At 48.4% G+C, this 2410-nt stretch carries 2 protein-coding genes; one reads left to right on the forward strand and one right to left on the reverse strand.

Features of this window, described 5'->3' with window-relative positions:
- Positions 1–642 precede the first annotated feature (642 nt).
- A complete protein-coding gene (gene guaB, locus FC99_RS08545; protein WP_048732981.1) occupies positions 643–1782 on the forward strand; it encodes an IMP dehydrogenase in 1140 nt (379 codons plus the stop codon).
- Positions 1783–2126: 344 nt separating this feature from the next.
- On the opposite strand, the gene FC99_RS14195 is transcribed toward guaB, so the two are convergent.
- A partial coding sequence (locus tag FC99_RS14195; protein WP_235805895.1) for an RNA-guided endonuclease InsQ/TnpB family protein occupies positions 2127–2410 on the reverse strand: 284 nt, incomplete at its 5' end.

Here is a 2410-nt window from a genome sequence, read left to right on the forward strand (position 1 = left end):
TAGAACCACCTCAAAATTATTAGTCTCTCTGTCTAATAATTTTACGGCACTTCAAAACGCTGACTAACACCATCGACACGGGACTCTGTACGTGACTGGCTTCGCTGTGGCTACCTTGATGGTGAAACACAGTGCAGGCAGTAGCTATATAGACTGAATAGTGGTTACCAACAGTTTGATTCTCAAACTAATGTGATATGTTGTGCCAGTAGATAAAATGAAATAGCTGATGAAATTTAGGTTTTTACTGTCATCTGCTTGACTGGTTTTACTATGGACACGGATTGAAATGGCTTGGAATATGGGGGGCGTGAATAATCGTGATAAATTAGGGTCAGTCAGATTTAAACGTAGGCTGCGTTGGTACTCCAATTTAACCGGAATCCCTGGTAGTCGTAGGTATCCACGTTTAGCGAGTTTAGCGGTGGGCATTGCAACTGATACGGCACAGGATTTGACCCTGACTTTAGTTCTGCTTCGACCCTTAGCATGAGACGACTAACACCAACTATTTTCAATATACCGTTATAGTTTGATGAGAGCCCTTGACCAAAGTGGCCTAGACTGGTAAATTAAGAAACAATATCTCCCAGGATTCCTAGCCGAGCCTGAGACTGAAAAATAAGAGGAGCGATATCAACTATGTCTAATTGGGACACGAAGTTTGCTAAAGAAGGATTTACTTTTGATGATGTTTTGCTAATACCAGCCGAAAGCCACGTTTTGCCGAATGAAGTCGATCTGAGTACCCAATTAGCGCCAAATTTGAAGTTGAACGTTCCATTTCTAAGTGCGTCCATGGATACCGTTACGGAAACGAAGATGGCGACTGCCATGGCACGTAACGGGGGCCTCGGGGTCATCCACAAGAACATGAGCGCCACGGACCAAGCCAAAATGGTCGCTGACGTGAAGGCTATCGAAAACGATGCCAGCCAGTACCCCCACGCCGCTGTGGACGACAACAATCACTTGTTAGTCGCCGCCGCTGTTGGGGTTACTTCCGACACGTTTGACCGGGCCAACGCCTTACTCGCGGCCGGTGCCGACGCCATCATCATTGATACGGCGCACGGTCACTCCGCTGGGGTATTGCGGAAGGTTGCGCAAATTCGCGAACAATTACCGGACGCGACACTGATTGCCGGCAACGTTGCGACGGGCGAAGGCACGCGGGCTTTATTTGAAGCCGGTGTTGACGTGGTTAAAGTGGGTATCGGCCCTGGTTCTATCTGCACGACGCGGGTGGTTGCCGGTGTTGGGGTGCCACAACTGACTGCCATTTACGATTCAGCGAAGGTTGCGCGTGAATTTGGCAAACCGATCATCGCTGACGGTGGAATGAAGTACTCTGGTGACATCGTGAAGGCGATCGCTGCTGGTGGGAACGCCGTGATGTTCGGCTCAATGTTCTCCGGAACCGATGAAGCGCCTGGCAATGTCATTGAAGAAAACGGTAAGAAATTCAAGACGTACCGCGGGATGGGAAGCTTGGCTGCCATGTCTCACGGCTCAGCCGACCGTTACTTCCAAGGTGGCGTCAACGAAGCCGACAAGCTCGTGCCAGAAGGAATTGAAGCCCGTGTGGAATACAAGGGTAGCGTCAACGATATCATTTTCCAAATGGTTGGTGGCCTGCGTTCCGGAATGGGTTACACGGGAAGCGCAACGATTCAAAACCTGATCGACAACGCCCAATTCGTCCGGATCTCCAACGCTGGCTTGATTGAATCACATCCACATGATGTCCAAATCACCAAGGCAGCGCCTAACTACAAATAAATTAAACTTGGCCGACTCAGAAGTTGCTTCTGGGCCGGCTTTTTGAATGGTGTTTAGTTGTGTTGGCAACGGAACTGGCATACACTCCAGACAAACGGAGGAGAACAAAATGACTAGTGAAAATAATGATGATATGCGAGCCTGGCTACAATATTTGGCAAAGCTCTCGGGTCATTCGGTGTCAGAAGTCAACCACGCCCGTTTGAAAACGGACGCTTGTGAGAACCACACCCCATGGCATGATGACCACAATTTGCTTAGATACAGCGCTAGCCTACGCATAGGACTTATCTGCTAATTACCAAAGCCTTTTAGGTCCGCAGGTTGCCAGACGGACTCGTTTTTTAGAATGTTACTAAACCCTTAGCTAATATATTTTTAGCTGCATTTTGATCACGCACATGGAATATCCCACAATTAGGACACGTCCACTTACGATCAGCCAACGTCAACTTATTCTTTCCGGCCATGACGTGTCCACAATCGCTACATGTCTGTGTCGTATTTCGTGGATCGATTGTCAAAAATTTTCGACCGTACAGATCAGCTTTGTAGGCTAACATGCTCAGCAAAGTTCGCCACCCGACATCCGAGATACTCATTGCCAAAGCGTGGTTCCGCAACATAT

The sequence above is a fragment of the Levilactobacillus koreensis JCM 16448 genome, assembly GCF_001435525.1.
GTDB lineage: Bacteria > Bacillota > Bacilli > Lactobacillales > Lactobacillaceae > Levilactobacillus > Levilactobacillus koreensis.

Bases quoted from the DNA above. Each gene is read 5' to 3' on its own strand.
- guaB (WP_048732981.1), top strand. From the start codon at position 643: ATGTCTAATTGGGACACGAAGTTTGCTAAAGAAGGATTTACTTTTGAT.